Genomic DNA, 13,525 nt, shown 5'->3' on the forward strand with positions numbered 1-13,525 from the left:
TGGCACAACTCAATTTCAAAAACTCGTCTAAAAAGTGACTTTTTGTTAATTACTTTACCGGACAAGTACTTATGACATGTTCGCGTGTTATATTTTGTTTTGTAATCGACCTATTCCAACAAAAGTAAAATTAAGGAGTTTAGAATTAAACTTTTTGGAACAATCCAGACATATGGCTACTGAGCAACTTTCTGCAGACCCTTCGGCTGATCCTCCTCCTGATCGGCAGCAACATAACGGCTGGCGAACCTTTGGCATTGTTGTGATTACTGTGGCAGTGACGCTGGCTGTCGGTTATTGGGCCGTGACCACCTGGCTATTCCCGACAGAGTTCAAACCGGTAGTGCTTAACCAGGAACAACAGCAAACCCTGGACCGAAAAATTAAGTTGCTCGGTGGGAGCTCGCAGCCAAGTGAAAAAGAGGCAATTGAACCCGAAGCCTATAGTGAGGTCGGCGCCAGCCGTGAAGTCGAATTCAGCGAACGGGAACTCAATGCCTTGTTGGCCAAAAACACCGAGCTAGCCAACAAACTGGCCATCGATCTCTCGGACAATCTGGTCAGCGCCAAACTGCTGGTTGATGTTGATCCTGATTTCCCAGTCTTGGGAGGCAAGACGATCAAGGTCACCGGCGGCATGGAGCTACGCCTGGTCGATAATAAACCGAGCGCAGTGCTCAAGGGCATCAGCGTCTGGGGTGTACCGCTACCCAATGCCTGGATTGGCAATATAAAAAATGTTGATCTCGTGCAGGAATTTGGTGAGGCCGGCGGTTTTTGGCAGGCCCTTAACGAGGGTGTGAAGAAGATCGACGTGAGGGACGGCAGGCTACTGATCCAACTTAAGGAGTAGATCAATGGTAAATATTCTGGCTCTGAACTCAATCAAACCACTCAATTCAAGATACCGAATATTGAAACCTGATCTAGCGCATGCAGTCAGCCAAAGTGGCCACGTAAAGTATAGTTAAGAACGGGTTCGAGAGTCCTTTTTTGGATCGGAAGCAACCCCTGATTTCAAGAATTTGAGTGTCCGCTCTTATCATTCCGATAATGCCGATCTGCTAAGATTGGGCTTTGCAGTCTTTCTGTTGCCAGGCTAAAGAAACGGGAAATGATCGATACCAATACCAGGAACCTGGCCACGGAAGTCAGAAATCTGCCGCCGTCGATGCTGGACGCGAGCCTGTTGGCCGAGTATGTCAAAACCGGTGTCGCATACGATTTGTCGGCATTGTGTAAAAAGGCCGATGTTTCATTGATTCAGGTGGCGCAAATTATCGTCGCATGCGGACTTGACGAGGTCGACAAACTGCCAGGTTACGCGGTAACCCAGGAAGTTTTCGACCTGGCTGAAAACCTGTACTCGATCGGTGAGTCCAGGCGCCAATGGCAGTTAATCCGGAACCGGCATAAACCCGAATATCTGGAAGGTCGCCTGTCGAGAGAAGCCTTGAAACGGCTCGAACTCGACCCGACCAGGACCAAGCGCCATTACGCAGACATATTTTTTCGAGCCTGGGCAGTTTTCTGGGACGACGGCTTTCTCGATCGCATGATTCACAAGGTCGACAGCCGAATCATTGCGAGCATACCCGAAGCGCTGCTCACCAAGAAAATCTGTTTTACTGCGGTATCGAAGTCGGGTTTGGCCCTGCGTTATGTACCGGAATCAATGCGCAGTCTCGCCGTCTGCGCCCAGGCCGTACAGAATAATGCTGCCGCAATCGCTTTTACACCAGCCCCGCTGCGCGACCAGATCAAACATCTGCAAGCGACCGGGTTCGAATAAAGCAACGGATTGCGTGCGTCTAAAACGGGCTAGAGACCTCGTCTAATCCCCTTTTTTCCCCGTATTTCCGCCATTTTAGAATTACCGACCATCCGATAACTGATGATTTTTCGCGAAATATAGCCGTATTTAGCTATATAGGTACTAGCAGGAACCCGGAGAAAGCAGTATCTAAACGCAACCTAATCAATGGTAAAGAGAAATGAATGTTTCAAAATCAGACAATGATTCTCAAAAAGATCGCTCCAGATTGAGAAACTTTGACCTTACGGTTGAAGAAATCAGGATCTTGAAGGCCATCAAGGATCTAACCCTGTCTCTTGAAAACATTGAACGCAAGGATAATCGACCTGAGCGACTGGAATATTTTCGCTGTGCCATCAGACAGCTTGAAGACAAGCTGGAAGAAGTCAGAGAAAATACCCTGATCAGATAACGCCTGGTGTATCGAGCAGTATCGATAAGCCCAAATCAATCGCTCGCCTTTCAATGCTTATGAAAAGCCACCAGTCCCTGGTTAATCCCCGTGCTGACAGCGTCTTTAACGATTAGTTTGCAAGAAATATAGCTAGCAACAGGAGCAAAAATGTAATTCCCTGCATACCAACCCTTGCAAACATTAATTGGGTTGAATGTTTCCGATCAAATTCGCCACCATGGGCCATTGACCAGATACCTGTACCAATCAAGCCTACGGTCATCAAAAGAGCAGCCACTATTACCACATTCAGAATGTCCATAACCTGTCTCCGGATATGATGTCCTCTTAATTTTAATGAACCTATTTGGGTAATTCTTGATGGGGGTCAATGAAGCCTAACTGAATTCACCGTGGCTCGGCTCGCAAATAACCTACAAATTCAAGCATTCCGAAAGTCAATCATATGTGGGATTGACCAGTTGCTTACGTTCAGTGATAAAGCCTGATGTATCTATTGTTTTAAGATTACGCCTGGCTTTTTTGGAGCCGAATTCGACAGCTTTGCTGTACATATCCTCTGCCTTTTTTAAATTTATTCTCGTGCCAAGTCCGGTTTGGTACATGATGCCAAGATTGTTATAGGATTCAGCTAAAAATTTAGTAGTCAGCTGCAGACTGTTTGTCTGAAATGCCAGCGGTGCTCTAGTCGCCTGCTGAAAATACTCAAATGCTGCGTCATCATTCTGGACTACGCCCTTACCCGTGTAATACATGTACCCCAGCTTGTATGCGGCCAGTAAAGACCCATGATCCGCGGCAGTGCGATACGCCTCCTCTGCCTGCACATAATCAGGTGACGCTTTCTTGAAATGTGATTCTGCAACCTTGAAAAACACGTCTGCCTTTTCCAGTCGAAGTTTGATTTTTTCGGCAGCGGGATCATCCCTGGCAATCTCCATGCCTGGCAGGTTTAAACTGAATATATCTGGAAACTCCGCTTTCCGGGGCGCCAGGTACACCATCGACGAAACGAAAACCAGCATAAACATAAACGCAGCCATGCTGGATGTTCCCGCCCTGTTTTTAATCCAGATAATTTTATTCAATTGATCGTCGAACATTTTGTCAGCGGACCTGATCATGCTTTGTGCTTTCAGGTAATAGAAATAATTGGCGAACAGCGCGACAAAAATAAATGGTGCGAAACAAACCAGTGCTACCAGTAATAAGGAGACCAGATTACTGTTCAGTGCCTGCGGCATGTAGGAATTATAAAAAGTAAGCGTTAGCATATAGGCCAACCACAGGATTAATGTAAAGATCCAGAGTTTCCGGTACAGAGTCCAGACAAACATCAGCGCTAGCACAGCAAACGGGACCTGGAGCATCGTTATATCAGGCAGAAGCTTGTATTCGGACGGTCCCGGATAAAACTGAATCGCCACCACGATCACGGCGAACAACAAGATTGAGAAGTTGAGAATTCTCATCAGGCGTTTGTTCGCGTTAATCCTCGACAAGGGATTGAATTTTACCGATTGCTTGAACTCGCTGAATGCGACCATATAGTATTCAGCGGCATCTCTCGGACTCCATAGAAAATTTCGCTCTCCCACAAAAGCCCGGTGTAGTTCGGCCTCCAGCCTGTCCTCTTTAAAGGTCGATTTATTCGCCCGTGATTTGCGCTTTTTACTCGAACTTGAAGTGTAATGCGCATGAATATTAAACGCTTTTTCTGCGATAACAGCGGCTAGTTTTTTCGGGCAGCCGTTTTGCGTGATCTTGATCGCGATTCTGCTTTCGCTCATTCCGGTTTGTGCCAGCTTGATCGCATAATCGAGCATTACCTCCCAGAAAACTGTATCGGCGTATTTATCTCCCGTATCGTTATGCTCTTCTTTGAAACCGGAGTAACTATCAGATTTCCCTGGTTCTGAATCCGGATCGCGGTATTCCCAGTAAGAACCCGATTCAGGTTCACCGTTGCCGCTTTTGGCACGATTTTCGGATAGTATTTTGTAAGCCTCGGCAGCCTGATGAAATCGTTCCCTGGCCTCGGATGAATTGTCACATCTATCCGGGTGCCATTTCATGGCTTCCCTGCGGTAGGCCTTTTTTATTTCTTCATCGGTGGCATCGGTTGAAACACCAAGAATTTCGTAGGGATTCATGAACTAGTGTGCTGTGGTATCAATATGTGTGAGTGTAACCTTAGACGATTAAATCTAGGACATTAGGCGAACCAGAGTATTTTTTTCATCACTGTCTGTTACCGCAGCCATTGCCGTTTTAAACGCCATTACGTTTTTATCGTGACAGGCGAGTAATTTTTCCAACTCCAGGTTTTCCTCGACACTGGGTACGCCACCAGACTTGTATTTAGTTTCGATTGCTTGCAGACAGCTATAATGTGCTGTCTTACTATCGCTCATATCGAGAAAAGCCTGGTAGGCTATTTTCGCTGCTTCACTTAAACTGTCTACGGATTGCATGATCTATGGCTTAATTCTATTGCGGTAAGCAAATTATAGCCGATGGGATTCAGTGCCGGATAAAATGGACCGTCAGTGAATGCCGGTAGAGGATCGTCAGAAATACAGTCAGCACGAATAGCTGATACCAACCAATCGGGTATCGCAGCCACGGACTGCGATCTTCAGGCTGTCTCCAGAGATAATAAGAAATCAGTTTCGCGGGCTCGTAGGTTGCGGTAGCGGCGAGCGACCGGCGGTATTCATCGCTGGCACCCGGGTGCGAATCAAGCCCGTCGACAATATATCCAAGGTAGGTAGGCGTGGGCTTCAGGTTCGGGGTGGAGAGGTTGGTCTGATAAAAATAAACGGTTTCCCCATCCTGCTCGACAAAAGTACGGCGGTACCTTCTCAATACGGGTACCGCTTCGTAGAAATCCATGCGAACCGCATCTCTGCCCGAGAGGGTATAGAGATAACCGTGAAGTATCTCACCGGGCGCATAAGTTGCCGACGCGTATCCACAGCCCGACCACGGCGCCGGGTGATCAAAACGCAGGCCGTAATCCCTGAGTGTAAAGTGTTTAACCGCGAATGGCGTAATTCGCCGTTCCTTCATTATCGTGTCGCTCAGATTGGCACCGAAAGCCAGGTATTTAACCTGTTCGGGTCCGTGGCCAAACAGGCGCTTGATGTTGCAGATTTCAAACAGGAATCGCCAAATCAGATAACGATGCATGCTGCGCTCGCTCGACTAGATACCGGTGGCAAGATACTGAGTTAGTTTATTTGGGTCAATTCCCGGGAATCAAATTTCCGTTCGTTGACGGATCCTCGCGATCAACGGCGCTTCGGTGCAGCAGGTAATCGTGCAGTACTCACATTGCTCGAGTTTATATTTCGTTATGACTGGCGTTTTCGGTAACATCGGATCAGAAAACCCAGGATAGACTAATGAATCCGTTAAAGGCGCCGTTGAACGAATCAGAAATCAGGCAGACGGTCAGCGTGGTTAGACGCGACGCCGGACTGGATGATTCCGCCTGGTTCGAAACCGTCAGCCTCGACGAATCTGATCGATTTTCGGGGCAACGCAGCGTATACGTTTGCTGCTACGAGCCCGCCAGCAACCGTACGCTGGCTGGACTGGTTGTTCTCGAAACCGATGCGTTACATGACTGGCATCATGTCGAGGGTGTCCAGGCGCGCATTGTGCCCGACGAATTTGTCATGGCCTGCGAACTGGCGCGGCAGGATCGGCGTTTTCTCGCTGCATTGAAGAAACGCGGCCTCGACGATGCTTCGAGAGTACTGATTGAAAGCTGGTCCGCAGGAAACTTCGGCAGCCCGGAAGAACAGGATTGTCGCATTGCCTACGGTCATTGCTGGCTGATGAACGATGCTGGTGACAATCCCTATGCGCGACCAATTGCCAACCTGCATCCAGTGTTCGACCTGGCGAAGCGCGAAATCATTCGTATCGACGACTTCGGCGTGGTGCCGATTCCGCCCGACCCTGGCCCGATTCGACGCCAGCGACAGCGTAACGACCTGACCGAAATCTCGATCACCCAACCCGACGGACCCAGCTTTGAAGTCGACGATTATCATGTCAAATGGCACGACTGGGAACTGCAGGTGGGTTTTGCACAACGCGATGGCCTGGTACTTTACGATATCGGTATCCATGATAAGGGTCGGCTGCGCCCACTCATGAAACGTGCCTCGATGGCCGAGATGGTGGTTCCCTATGGCGACCCGCGTGACGCAAATTTTCGCCGCAACGCCTTCGATACCGGTGAGCACGGAATTGGCGTTTCGCTCGACTCGCTCGCGCTCGGCTGTGATTGCCTGGGACATATTCATTACTTCGACATCTGGACCCACGACTGGCACGGAGAACCGCGCCTGATCAAGAATGCGGTCTGCATGCACGAGGAAGATTACGGAATCCTGTGGAAATACTCGGTACCCTCGGCGCAGCAAGCTACAGTGACACGCTCGCGCCGACTGGTAGTCTCGTCACTCGCAACGATCGGCAATTATGTCTATGGCTTTTTCTGGTACTTTTACCTGGATGGGACCATCGGCGTTGAAGTCAAGGCAACCGGCATTCCGTTTCCATCCGCGCTCGAGAACGGCAAACCGAGTCCTTACGGCCGTCATATTGGCAATCAAATCGAATCGCACGTGCATCAGCACGTGTTCAGTTTTCGTTTCGATATGGCAATTGACGGCGAACGCAATTCCGTCAGTGAAATCAATTTCTCTGCAGCACCCGCTGGTGACTCCAATCCTTACGGTAATGCTATCCACACCAAGGAAACGCGTTTTACCACTGAGCTGCAGGCACAGCGAGAAATCGATGCGCGTGCCTCCCGCTACTGGCGCGTGCTCAATCCCGATGTCCACAACTGCCATGGTGAACCGGTTGCCTACAAGTTGCTGCCCGGGACCAACAGCTTTCCGTTTCAACAACCGGATTCTTCGATCGGTCAACGCGCCGCCTTTATGTATAAACATCTGTGGGTGACTCGCTACGCCGCCGACGAACTCTACCCTGCCGGCTGGTTTCCGAATCAGCATGCGGGCGGCGATGGATTGCCGAAATGGACCCAGGCCGATCGCGACATCGACAATGAAGACATCGTGGTCTGGCACACGGTCAACTATCACCACTGGCCAAGACCCGAGGACTGGCCGGTGCAGCCCGTGGTTTATGCCGGCTTTCACTGGATGCCGGACGGATTTTTCGACGAAAATCCAACCATGGACGTGCCGCGCAAGTCCTGAACAGGATATCAAAGTCCGCAAGGAACAAGCTGGGTTCACTCGCGATGGTCGAGCCTCAAGGTGCGGCAGCTACGATTTCGGCCAGTACCTGCTCCGACATTCGCCAAATTCCATTTCCGTAATTCCCGGCAAATATGGTCACCACGAGTTTCTTGTCAGGAATGATAAAAAGTCGCTGACCGCCATAACCTACGCCGGTAATCGCGGTAAAGTCACCATACTCGCCGTTGAAGTTACCGTGCCACCATTGGTAGCCATAACCGTAAATTCCATCGAAACTCCAGATCGAAAAAGTCTGTTCGGTGTGGCGCCTGGTGGAGATTTGAATCCATTCCCGCGGCACAATTTGCCGCCCTTTCCAACGTCCCTGGTTAAGCACCATTGACCCAACCTTGGCGAGGTCCCGGGCAGTGGCGCGCAAGCCACTTGCCGCGCTAGGGAGTTTCGACCGCAAGCGCCAGATTCCAAGGCCGCGCCATTCGACGTCCTTAGTCAGAAATATCCAGGGGTTCAGCGAGGTTATCACGGGCAAACTCGAGGAAGGGCTGACCACTGATTTTCTCGATTAAGGCGGCAATCACCATAGTCATACCACCGTTGTAGTACCAGCGCGCACCCGGTTTGCTGTGCAACGGTTTGGTCAGCGCAAATTGAACCGGGTCCGGGGCGTAATACATGCTGATCTCATCGTTTTTGGGATTTGAATAGGGCACCTCCATTTCATTCCATTCGAAACCCGCGGTCATGGTCAGCACATGATGCAGGGTCACTTGTTCAACGCCAGGTGCTACCTGGTTCGCGAACTCGGGAAAAAAATCGATGATCGGGCGTGACAGGGCACTATCGAATTCGTCACCTAGAGCTATACCCAGCAGCAATGAGGTGACACTTTTTGAAATCGAGCGCAGATCATGGAGACTATTTTCGTTGAACTCCCGGTGCCCTATCGAGATCCCCCAGCTTTCATCCTTACCGGCGAGGTATTTCTCATAGACGAGCTTACCGTCGTACTCGACCAGCAAGATATGTGCATTTGGATGCCACCCCGTCTCAAGACGCTGATTTAACTGTCGTATTTTTCCGACGTCGAAACCGCTGGCTTCTAACGTGGCGGTTGTCCAACCATCATCGCGCTGTTCGGCAGAATTAGCTAAACTGACCGGCGCTCCCTGGGAACAACCCAGCAATAGTAGTGGCACAAGACAGGATAGCAAACGATGCATGCAAACAAGATATCTTTTACAGCTATCGACGACAACCTGAATTCAGTCCGAGACAACAATGAATAACAGCAGACCTAATATACTCGTAATCCAGGCGGACCAGCTCGCGGCAAACGCTATCGGGGCGTACCAGAATCCAATCGCGAGTACGCCACACATGGACTCACTGGCTGCCAGCGGCGCCGTTTTCGATTCCGCCTATACCAATTTTCCGCTGTGTGCACCATCCCGGTTTTCGATGTTGGCGGGCCAGCTGGCCTCGACCATAGGCGCCTACGACAACGGGGCGGAGTTTCCTTCGTCGATTCCTACTTTTGCCCATTACCTGCGCAATCTCGACTACCAGACCTGCCTGGTCGGTAAGATGCATTTCGTCGGTGCGGATCAACTGCACGGATTCGAACAACGGCTGACAACAGATATCTACCCTGGTGATTTCGGCTGGACCGGTGACTGGACCGAGGTGCGACCCAGCTTTGCCAACGACGCGGTGACGTTCACCGACGCCGGCATCTGTCTGCGCAACGTGCAGCTCGAATACGATGATGAAGTCTGTCATCGTGCTCGACGCAAGATTTACGACCTGGCGCGTGGCAACGATGAACGGCCCTTCATGCTGTTCACTTCGTTTACTCACCCGCACGATCCATTTCAATGTCGGCCCGAGCACTGGGATCGCTACCGGCACGACGATATCGACATGCCGGTCGTGAACACCGCGCAGGGGGACATGGACCCCTACAGCCTGCGCCTGATGGCACAGTACGCGCTCACGGGCAATCCCCCCACTGAGGAACAGGTGCGCGTGGCACGACACGCATACTACGGTTCGGTCAGTTATGTCGATGACCTGGTCGGTCAGTTACTCGAAGTGTTGAAAGAAACCGGCCTGCAAGACAATACCGTCATCCTGCTGACCTCCGATCACGGCGAAATGCTGGGTGAGCACGGGCTCTGGTACAAGAAATCCTTCTTCGAGGAAGCCTGTCGGGTTCCATTGATCATCAGTCACCCGCAGCTCGATCATCGATGCGTCAGTGCAAACGTTTCGTTGGTAGACCTGCTCCCCACGCTACTTGAAATCGCGGGCGATCGTGAGCAATCGAACCTGGTTGAGCCGGCGGCGGGACACAGCCTCTGGGGATTGACGACCGATTCTGTATCAGCCTGGGATCATCCTGTCTACGCTGAAAATCTCGCCGAAGGTTCTACCACCCCGCTGCTGATGGCCAGGCAGGGGCAGGTAAAATACGTTTACAGTGCGGTCGATCCCGAACAGTTATTCGATCTTGAAAAAGATCCACATGAACAACTAAACCAGATTGAAAATCCTGAATACGGAGATAAACGCGAGACCTTGTCAAAACTGGTGCAACAGCAATGGGACGTCGAAACACTGGCGCGTGAAGTTTTTGCCAGCCAACGTCGGCGGCTGTTTCTGCGCGAAGCACTTGCCAAGGGCAAGCTCCAGGATTGGGATTACACGCCAGCCGATGAACTCGAACAACATTGCCTGCGTGCCGACAAGATTTACTCGCAGTGGGCTTACCAGGATATCCTCGGTTACCGGTTCCCGAAGACATGATGCCGGGTTTGCGCACACTTTCCGAGGCGCTGAGTCGCGGTGAAACGTCTTCAGTCAGCCTGGTTGAACAGGCGCTAACGCTGGCCAACCAGTCAGACTCGGTCTTTACCGCGATTAACCCGGGTCTCCTGAACCTGGCACAGTCGATTGACAAGGCGCGCAAGAAATCACAATCGCTGTCACCGCTCGCCGGCATTCCGATTGCGCTCAAGGATCTGTTTAACGTCAGGAACGAACGAACGCTGGCAGGCTCGACCGTGCGCGAGCACTATGCACAACCCGAAGCAGCCGACGCCGAGGTCGTGGCACCGTTGCGCGCCGCCGGGTTGCTGTTTCTGGGTCGCACCAACATGAGTGAATTCGCATTCTCGGGAATCGGTAAAAATCCGCACTATGGCACGCCCCTGTCGATATGGGACCGTGCAACCGGCCGTTTGCCCGGCGGTTCGTCTTCGGGAAGCGCGGTCGCCGTCGCCGAGGGGATTGTCGTGGCCGCACTCGGTTCCGACACCGCCGGCTCCTGCCGCATTCCAGCCGCCTTCAACGGTATTGTCGGCGTCAAGCCCAGCCATGGACGCATGTCGCTTAACGGAATCTATCCGCTATCACCCACGCTGGATGCACCGGGTCCGCTGGCAGTCGATGTCGACAGCTGCTTTATCCTGGATCAATTGATGTGCGCCAGGACGCAACCTGCCGCTGAGCTCCCTCGACTGGAACCGGCAAATCTCGAAATGATCAAGCTGGTCATTCCCGAAGCGCGCGTAATGGAAGATCTGGATGCCGAAGTGCGAGGTGCATTCGAACGATCGGTCGATGCACTCGCTGCTGCCGGAGTCAACATTCGTCAGGCCGCAATGCCGGTGCTCGATCACTGTGACGATTTTTTCCGGGAACGCCCGATCGTCGTCTACGAAGTCTGGCAACATCATCGCGAAATGCTGCAACAGCACCTCGATGAATACGATCCGTTTGTCGGATTGCGCATGTCGGTTGGTGCTGAAATCAGCGTCGAGGAGCAGCAGAATCGATACCGCGAAAGAGATCGGATCGTCGACACCTTTAACCGGCAGTTCGAGTCACTGCATGCCGACGCACTGCTATACCCGAGTGTAGCCTGTGTCCCGCCGGCAATCTCCGAAACCGATGACGAGGACGATGCCCGACGCGTCAACCTGCGCTGCCTGCGCAACACTGCGACCGTCAACTATTTTGACGGTTGCTCGATCAGTCTGCCATGTCACCGGCCCGGCGAGCCGCCAGTTGGAATCATGCTCTCCGCTGCCAACGGTCGCGATGATAGACTCTATCAGTTAGCCGCCGCGATCGAAGCCACATTAAAAACATGACAATACCGCACAAGCGGGAATGCAGTGCACCAATGATGCGCAGTTTTGCACCACTTGAAATCAAATCTTTATATTTTTAGCCTACATTTGCATGCTCACGAAGGCTCACTATATTAGTGCCTGGGCATGCCTACCCGAATTGAGACCAGGATCGAGAACCTGGTCGAGCAAAACCAGCCGCGTATCCAGAAAGCTGCCTGACGCGATCAGGATGCGCATCCGGGCGAACCGACGACACCGGGCGACCGGGATTATCGCTTGTATCAGGAGGATGTGATAAGCGTTGCGAGTACGGACGGCGAACTATTGTCGTCGCAGCGGCACCATTCACTTTGGTATCTTGCCTGCCAGCCAATCGTTGCAATCGCCATCATCTAATAATACGAAGTTGACTCAGATCAATGCAGATTGGCTTTGGCGAGTTAATCTATATTTTAAATATGAACAGCGCCTTTTTGATGTCCAGAGCACCCTTATTTCAGGAAGACCTGATCAACCGTTATGACAAACCGGGACCGCGTTACACCTCTTATCCCCCGGCAACCGAGTTTCACGACCAGATTTCAGAATCCGACTACCGCACCTGGGCCGGTCAAAGCAACGAAGAGCCGATTCCAAAACCGTTATCGCTTTATTTTCATATTCCGTTTTGCAGCTCGATTTGCTACTACTGCGCTTGTAACAAGGTCATTACCATGAAAAAGGAGCGTGCCGAACCTTACCTGCAGGACCTGTATCGTGAAATTGAAATCCAGGGGCGCCTGTTTGATGCAGATCGGGAGGTTCGCCAACTGCACTGGGGCGGCGGTACCCCGGGATTCCTGTCGCATCAGCAATCAGGGCAGTTGATGGAAAAGATTGCGCAGCACTTTAAACTCAAGCCCGAAGCCGATACGGATTACGCCATCGAACTCGATCCCCGTGTAATCGAAAAAGGCGGGATCTCGCACCTGCGGGCACTCGGATTCAATCGCATCAGTATCGGCGTACAGGATCTTGATGAGAAAGTTCAAAAGGCCGTCAACCGGGTGCAAAGCCTGGAGACAACCTCGGCGGTAATCGATGATGCCCGTCGCCATGGCATGCGTTCGATCAATATCGATTTGATTTACGGATTACCGCATCAAACCCTGGAAAGCTTTGCCGCAACCCTCGACCGGATTATCGATTTAGATCCCGATCGGATCGCAATGTATAACTATGCACACTTGCCGCACCGGTTTCCGCCGCAGCGGCGTATCCAGGCGGAGGATTTACCCAATGCGGCCGATAAGCTTTCAATTTTGCATAGCGCTATCGACAAGTTGTGCGCCGCGGGCTACGAGTATATCGGAATGGACCATTTCGCCAGGCCTGATGACGAACTTGCGGTGGCGCAGCGCAGCGGTAACCTGCATCGAAATTTTCAGGGATACTCCGCCCATGCGCAATGCGACTCAATCGGTTTCGGTGTTTCCGCGATCAGCCACGTTAGTGACAACTTCAGTCAAAACACGCTCAGCCTCGAGTCCTACCATGAAAGCCTCGACCGAGAGCAGTTACCGGTGATTCGAGGATTTTGTAGCGACGAAGACGATCTATTGCGTCGCGAAATAATTCAAAGCCTGGTTTGCCATTTTCATCTCGATACTGAGCGTATTGCCAGGCGCTGGGAAATTGATTTTGGCGAATACTTTGCACACGAACTGGGGGACCTGCGGGAGATGGAACTCGACGGCCTCGTTAAGGTTAACGATAACCAGATAATCGTCCGCGAAGCGGGCCGTTTACTGGTACGCAACATTTGCATGATCTTTGACCGTTACCAGCGGGACGGAAAAGTCACGGGGTCATTTTCCAGAACTGTCTAACCGTAAGGCTAATTTAGTTGACGTGGATCAATAAACCCGGT

Annotated in this window: 13 protein-coding genes; 7 read left to right on the forward strand and 6 right to left on the reverse strand. The window is 51.6% G+C overall.

The annotated features are described in order from the left end of the window. The first annotated feature begins 76 nt into the window (after window positions 1-76). The 3 genes from OES20_15155 to OES20_15165 all read left to right on the forward strand — a co-directional run bounded on the left by OES20_15155 (window position 77) and on the right by OES20_15165 (window position 2,228). Window positions 77-853: an arginine N-succinyltransferase gene (locus OES20_15155; protein ID MDH3636038.1), complete on the forward strand. Its 777-nt coding sequence runs from the start codon at window positions 77-79 to the stop codon at window positions 851-853. 261 nt (window positions 854-1,114) lie between these two features. Beyond that, window positions 1,115-1,792: a hypothetical protein gene (locus OES20_15160; protein MDH3636039.1), complete on the forward strand. Its 678-nt coding sequence runs from the start codon at window positions 1,115-1,117 to the stop codon at window positions 1,790-1,792. Between the two features lie 202 nt (window positions 1,793-1,994). Beyond that, window positions 1,995-2,228 carry a hypothetical protein gene (locus OES20_15165; protein ID MDH3636040.1) on the forward strand — a complete coding sequence of 78 codons (234 nt, stop codon included), beginning with the start codon at window positions 1,995-1,997 and terminating at the stop codon, window positions 2,226-2,228. A gap of 112 nt (window positions 2,229-2,340) precedes the next feature. On the opposite strand, the gene OES20_15170 is transcribed toward OES20_15165, so the two are convergent. The 4 genes from OES20_15170 to OES20_15185 all read right to left on the reverse strand — a co-directional run bounded on the left by OES20_15170 (window position 2,341) and on the right by OES20_15185 (window position 5,423). Beyond that, complete coding sequence (locus tag OES20_15170) at window positions 2,341-2,532, reverse strand: HIG1 domain-containing protein (protein MDH3636041.1); 192 nt, start codon at window positions 2,530-2,532, stop codon at window positions 2,341-2,343. 136 nt (window positions 2,533-2,668) lie between these two features. Continuing rightward, entirely contained in the window at window positions 2,669-4,384 is a 1,716-nt protein-coding gene (locus tag OES20_15175; GenBank protein ID MDH3636042.1) for a DnaJ domain-containing protein, read from the reverse strand. A gap of 54 nt (window positions 4,385-4,438) precedes the next feature. Then, window positions 4,439-4,705 carry a hypothetical protein gene (locus OES20_15180; GenBank protein MDH3636043.1) on the reverse strand — a complete coding sequence of 89 codons (267 nt, stop codon included), beginning with the start codon at window positions 4,703-4,705 and terminating at the stop codon, window positions 4,439-4,441. Window positions 4,706-4,754: 49 nt separating this feature from the next. Continuing rightward, entirely contained in the window at window positions 4,755-5,423 is a 669-nt protein-coding gene (locus tag OES20_15185) for a gamma-glutamylcyclotransferase (protein MDH3636044.1), read from the reverse strand. Window positions 5,424-5,593: 170 nt separating this feature from the next. Here OES20_15185 and OES20_15190 point away from each other — a divergent pair, with 170 nt between their 5' ends. Continuing rightward, window positions 5,594-7,477 (forward strand): primary-amine oxidase, encoded by a 1,884-nt coding sequence (locus OES20_15190; protein MDH3636045.1) that lies wholly within the window; start codon window positions 5,594-5,596, stop codon window positions 7,475-7,477. A gap of 55 nt (window positions 7,478-7,532) precedes the next feature. Here the strand turns inward: OES20_15190 and OES20_15195 are convergent, their stop codons facing one another. Beyond that, window positions 7,533-7,931: a beta-lactamase family protein gene (locus OES20_15195; protein ID MDH3636046.1), complete on the reverse strand. Its 399-nt coding sequence runs from the start codon at window positions 7,929-7,931 to the stop codon at window positions 7,533-7,535. Between the two features lie 34 nt (window positions 7,932-7,965). Continuing rightward, window positions 7,966-8,700 (reverse strand): beta-lactamase family protein, encoded by a 735-nt coding sequence (locus OES20_15200; GenBank protein ID MDH3636047.1) that lies wholly within the window; start codon window positions 8,698-8,700, stop codon window positions 7,966-7,968. Window positions 8,701-8,758: 58 nt separating this feature from the next. On the opposite strand from OES20_15200, the gene betC reads away from it, so the two are divergent. The 3 genes from betC (at window position 8,759) to hemN (ending at window position 13,484) form a co-directional block, all read left to right on the forward strand. Next, the gene (gene betC, locus OES20_15205) at window positions 8,759-10,285 is read left to right on the forward strand and encodes a choline-sulfatase (protein ID MDH3636048.1); all 1,527 of its coding nucleotides are present in this window, start codon (window positions 8,759-8,761) and stop codon (window positions 10,283-10,285) included. Further along, window positions 10,240-11,634 carry an amidase gene (locus OES20_15210; GenBank protein ID MDH3636049.1) on the forward strand — a complete coding sequence of 465 codons (1,395 nt, stop codon included), beginning with the start codon at window positions 10,240-10,242 and terminating at the stop codon, window positions 11,632-11,634. The genes betC and OES20_15210 overlap by 46 nt, the downstream gene beginning before the upstream one ends. Window positions 11,635-12,092: 458 nt before the next feature. Beyond that, window positions 12,093-13,484 (forward strand): oxygen-independent coproporphyrinogen III oxidase, encoded by a 1,392-nt coding sequence (hemN, locus tag OES20_15215; GenBank protein ID MDH3636050.1) that lies wholly within the window; start codon window positions 12,093-12,095, stop codon window positions 13,482-13,484. Window positions 13,485-13,525: the final 41 nt, after the last annotated feature.

The organism is Gammaproteobacteria bacterium (assembly GCA_029862005.1).
In the GTDB taxonomy this organism is placed as follows: domain Bacteria; phylum Pseudomonadota; class Gammaproteobacteria.

What these genes read in the sequence shown, in the direction of transcription:
- OES20_15155 (MDH3636038.1), top strand. Translation starts at nt 77, where the DNA reads ATGTTCGCGTGTTATATTTTGTTTTGTAATCGACCTATTCCAACAAAA.
- OES20_15160 (MDH3636039.1), top strand. Translation starts at nt 1,115, where the DNA reads ATGATCGATACCAATACCAGGAACCTGGCCACGGAAGTCAGAAATCTG.
- OES20_15165 (MDH3636040.1), top strand. Translation starts at nt 1,995, where the DNA reads ATGAATGTTTCAAAATCAGACAATGATTCTCAAAAAGATCGCTCCAGA.
- OES20_15170 (MDH3636041.1), bottom strand. Translation starts at nt 2,532, where the DNA reads ATGGACATTCTGAATGTGGTAATAGTGGCTGCTCTTTTGATGACCGTA.
- OES20_15175 (MDH3636042.1), bottom strand. Translation starts at nt 4,384, where the DNA reads ATGAATCCCTACGAAATTCTTGGTGTTTCAACCGATGCCACCGATGAA.
- OES20_15180 (MDH3636043.1), bottom strand. Translation starts at nt 4,705, where the DNA reads ATGCAATCCGTAGACAGTTTAAGTGAAGCAGCGAAAATAGCCTACCAG.
- OES20_15185 (MDH3636044.1), bottom strand. Translation starts at nt 5,423, where the DNA reads ATGCATCGTTATCTGATTTGGCGATTCCTGTTTGAAATCTGCAACATC.
- OES20_15200 (MDH3636047.1), bottom strand. Translation starts at nt 8,700, where the DNA reads ATGCATCGTTTGCTATCCTGTCTTGTGCCACTACTATTGCTGGGTTGT.
- betC (MDH3636048.1), top strand. Translation starts at nt 8,759, where the DNA reads ATGAATAACAGCAGACCTAATATACTCGTAATCCAGGCGGACCAGCTC.
- hemN (MDH3636050.1), top strand. Translation starts at nt 12,093, where the DNA reads ATGTCCAGAGCACCCTTATTTCAGGAAGACCTGATCAACCGTTATGAC.